This window comes from Ideonella sp. P3_A4 (assembly GCF_056403075.1).
In genome coordinates this window covers 1-3,653 of record NZ_JBFUGE010000592.1, presented here as the reverse complement: position 1 = coordinate 3,653, position 3,653 = coordinate 1, and the positions used below count along the sequence as shown (strand labels likewise).

Annotated in this window: 6 protein-coding genes; 1 reads left to right on the top strand and 5 read right to left on the bottom strand. The window is 66.3% G+C overall.

Annotated features, from left to right (window positions below; translation table 11 throughout):
- Positions 1-4 precede the first annotated feature (4 nt).
- The 5 genes from AC1DYI_RS29495 to lexA all read right to left on the bottom strand — a co-directional run bounded on the left by AC1DYI_RS29495 (position 5) and on the right by lexA (position 2,991).
- Entirely contained in the window at positions 5-391 is a 387-nt protein-coding gene (locus tag AC1DYI_RS29495) for a hypothetical protein (RefSeq protein ID WP_477207680.1), read from the bottom strand.
- A 293-nt stretch (positions 392-684) separates the two neighbouring features.
- Positions 685-1,038 (bottom strand): hypothetical protein, encoded by a 354-nt coding sequence (locus tag AC1DYI_RS29490; protein ID WP_477207679.1) that lies wholly within the window; start codon positions 1,036-1,038, stop codon positions 685-687.
- Between the two features lie 154 nt (positions 1,039-1,192).
- The gene (locus tag AC1DYI_RS29485; RefSeq protein WP_477207678.1) at positions 1,193-1,843 is read right to left on the bottom strand and encodes a 2'-5' RNA ligase family protein; all 651 of its coding nucleotides are present in this window, start codon (positions 1,841-1,843) and stop codon (positions 1,193-1,195) included.
- Positions 1,844-1,968: 125 nt separating this feature from the next.
- Positions 1,969-2,298, bottom strand: a complete 330-nt coding sequence (locus tag AC1DYI_RS29480; protein WP_477207677.1) for a helix-hairpin-helix domain-containing protein — start codon at positions 2,296-2,298, stop codon at positions 1,969-1,971.
- A gap of 15 nt (positions 2,299-2,313) precedes the next feature.
- A complete protein-coding gene (lexA, locus tag AC1DYI_RS29475) occupies positions 2,314-2,991 on the bottom strand; it encodes a transcriptional repressor LexA (protein WP_477207676.1) in 678 nt (225 codons plus the stop codon).
- 102 nt (positions 2,992-3,093) lie between these two features.
- Here lexA and AC1DYI_RS29470 point away from each other — a divergent pair.
- Positions 3,094-3,653: asparaginase (locus AC1DYI_RS29470; protein ID WP_477207675.1), on the top strand; the 560-nt coding region annotated here is incomplete at its 3' end.

Here is a 3,653-nt window from a genome sequence, read left to right as displayed (position 1 = left end):
GGATTCAGGCAAACGCCTTGGCGTTGTTGGCCGGGTCGCCCAGGAGGCTGTCCAACTCCGGCACCAACTCGGYCGGGATCTCCGTCATGCCCGGCCGCTTTTCGCCCAGCCAGGCCGTGAGGCGCGACTCGACGATTTCGATCGGCGCGTCGACATAGCTGCCTTCGGCCTGTTCGCAGGCCCTGGCAGCGTTCTTGAACTTGAACTGTTCGAGCCACTTGCCGCCGCCTGCGGGAGGGTACTTTTCGAAGGCCCTGAACTTGTAGCCCAGCCAGTACGAGCGCAGGCCTTTGGGTTCGGCTCGAACCTCGATGACATAGATGTAGTTCCCGAGGGCGGYGTTCGTGGCTTCGGGCTCGTTGGAGGTGTAGGAGTAGGGTGCCTTCCTCACCTGCTTCATCATCTTCGAAAGAGGTCCTAGGTCGCCGACGATGTGTTTCACTGCAAATGCGGTCATGTTGGGCAAACCTTTTGGGTGTCCAGTGTGGAAGTGCGAAGGCCATAGTACGTCCTGCATTGCCTAACACCAGACGTCGGGGGTCGAATCGCGCCTTGGCGCAAGACGACCCCGCCCGAATAGCCGCGCATGCCTTGACTGGGGCAACATGTGTGCCGCCCCTCGCTGCTTCGACGGGCGATCGATCCGACGCAACCGACCGCGCCCGCAGCCGGCGATGCGATCGGTCAACGAGCGCCAGCAGACTCCTGCAGGCGACCCAAATGAACCAGGCGCGAGCGGATGCCGCCTGCCGACCGCTCGTGGCGGCCCGCGAGGTCATGCAGCTCCGTACCGCCATCGAACGCCTGCAGGAGTTGTGCGTCCTCGTCTTGCGACCACGGTTTGCCTGCCTTGCCGGGCCGGGTGGCTTCGAGCTGCGCCCGGTGGGCCGATTGGCTCAGCGCCTTGGACGCCACGAACAGCGCGCGGACGACCGGGGCGTGGCCCAACGGTCCGTCGCTCGGCAGCACCTCGCCCGTTGCCGGGTCGACGCCGTTGGCCAGCGCGTCAATGATGGTTTGGGCTTCGATTGGTGACATGGTTCCTCCTCCAGCACGACGACGGCAATAGACCGCAAGACCTGCCAGTGAGCCGTCTTCCCCGGCAGGTGGGCTGATGTGTGGTAACTGTATTTATATACAGTCATTGCATCAAGCGGGGCCGGCTTTCTTCCTAGGGGCGTGGAAACGCGGGTCAGCCAGCACGCGGCTGACCAGGCCCGCCAACGTCACACCGCTCCAGCGCCCATTCGCCGATCCACTGATGGTGATGAAGCCCGCGGTGGCTGAGGATCAGCGCGAAGCGGGTGGCGGTCCATCGCAGCGGCTCGATCGGCAGCGGGGCGACGGCGCGCGGTGGGCTGTACAGCAGCGTCATGTGCGGCTCTCTGTTCGAAGGGCGCTTTCCCAGTCGAACGAGCAGCGCTTGTTCAAGCCGYGCGAACGCAGCGCGGCTGGCGGCGTCGCAATGCCATACGAAGGCATTGCCGCCGCGCTCAAGGCTCCCGACCCTGTCGAAGACGATCGGCAGTTCTGGGCAGACCACGCCAGCGGCTGCGGCCACCGCCCTGTCGATATCGATTTGCGGAATGGCGCCGTCCTCGTATCGGCCGAGGATGCGCAAGGTGACATGCAGCCGATCGGCTTGCGTCGGTGTGCCGGGCAAGGCGTGCGCACGGCAGATGTCCACCGCAGCGCTGGCCAGCCGCTCAGCGTCGTCGGGCTTGGGAAAGATGGCGAGGAACAGCAGGTAGTCGGACAAGCGCTGGTCGCCGGCGTCGATTGCGTCGGGAACAAAAATGTCTGCGCTCTTCCCGAAGCCCGGAAGGTCGAGTTGGGTGTGCATGGCTGGGGTCGATACGGTCGCTGGGCGCGGCGCAAGACAACGGCAGGCGCGCGGCGCACCGCGGCATGGCGGCTTCGGCTGGCCGAGGATCTACAAGATGACCCCGTGCGCGCGGCCCGCGGCCTTCAGCCGTGCACCTGCCCGTGCAGTTGCTTGCGCTCGGCGGTATAGGCCCACCAGGGCTTGGGGGCGGCGCCGTTCATGAAGTCGACGATCGCCATGAAGGTGTCGAGCACGCACGGGTCTTGCCGGTGGCCGGTGGCGCGCTCCAGGTCGCGGTAGAGCGCGAAGGCGTCTCGGCCACGCAGATCGGTGGGGTGATGCAGGCCCAGCAGCCGCAGGTCACCGGCCATCGCAGGGCCGACATTAGGCAACTGTTCCAGCGTCTGGCATTCGTCGGCCGACGCGGCCTTGGGCGCCTTGATCTGGCGGACCGGTGACAACGTGCGGCTCACAGTGATGTCCCCAGTTCAGAACAGCATGTGCTGACGCACCAGGCCGACGGCGATGCCCTCGATCGCGAACTCGACGCCGCCCGGGGCGATGATGATCGGTTCGAAGTCGGGGTTCTCGGGCAGCAGCTCGATCGTCTGTTTGGTGCGGTGCAGGCGCTTGACGGTGACTTCGTCGTCCAGCCGGGCGACGACGATCTGGCCGTTGCGGGCTTCGGCGGTCTTCTGCACCGCCAGCAGGTCGCCGTCCATGATGCCGGCGTCGCGCATGCTCATGCCCTTGACCTTCAGCAGGTAATCGGGCCGGCGCGGGAACAGGCTGGCTTCGAGCACGTAGGTCTGGTCGATGTTTTCTTGCGCGAGGATCGGGTTGCCGGCGGCCACCCGGCCGACCAGCGGCAACGTCAGTTGGGCCAGGCTCGGCAAGGGCAGCGAGAATTGCTTGCCGCGGGCCTCGTTCAGGGCCCGCAGCGTGCCGGACTGCAAGCGAATGCCGCGCGAGGTGCCCCCCACCAGCTCGATCACGCCCTTGCGCGCCAGCGCCTGCAAGTGCTCTTCGGCCGCGTTGGGTGAGCGAAAGCCCAGCTCGGCGGCGATCTCGGCGCGGGTGGGTGGGGCGCCAGTGCGCTCGATCGTGGTTTGCACCAGGTCGAGAATCTGCTGCTGGCGGGCGGTGAGCTTGGGGCTTTCGATCATGGCGGCTTGGTGCCGAACCGCCCTCGCCAGTGAGAACTAGCGCGAGAACGGTACGGCTGAGGTTGCATCCAGTATCTGTATTTTTATCCAGACATGCAAGAAATGCAAAACAAATCGGGACAAGCACCCTTGATCGTCATCCTGGCCACAGGAGGAACGATTGCCGGCTCGGGCGACGACGTCGGCTACGTGGCGGGCCAGGTCGGGGTGAAAGAGCTGGTGGCGGCGGTGCCGGCACTGGGTGAGCGCGCACTCGAGTCCGAGCAGGTGGCCCAGGTCGACAGCAAGGACATGAGCCACGAGATCTGGCAGACGCTGGCGATGCGGGTGTCGCACCACCTGGCGCGGCCGGAGGTGGCTGGCATCGTGATCACCCACGGCACCGACACGCTGGAGGAGACCGCGTACTTCCTGCACCGCGTGCTGTCGCCGGCCAAGCCGGTGGTGTTCACCGCGGCGATGCGGCCGGTGACCTCACTGCAATCCGACGGCCCGCAGAACCTGCTGGACGCGGCGACGCTCGCAGCCCACCCGGGCGCAAGCGGCGTTCTGGCGGTGCTGCATGGCCGCGTGCACGGGCCGGTGGATGTGCGCAAGGCCTTGCCGTTCGCGCTGGATGCGTTCAGCTCGGGCGAGGCGGGCCCGGTGGCTTTGGTCCAGGA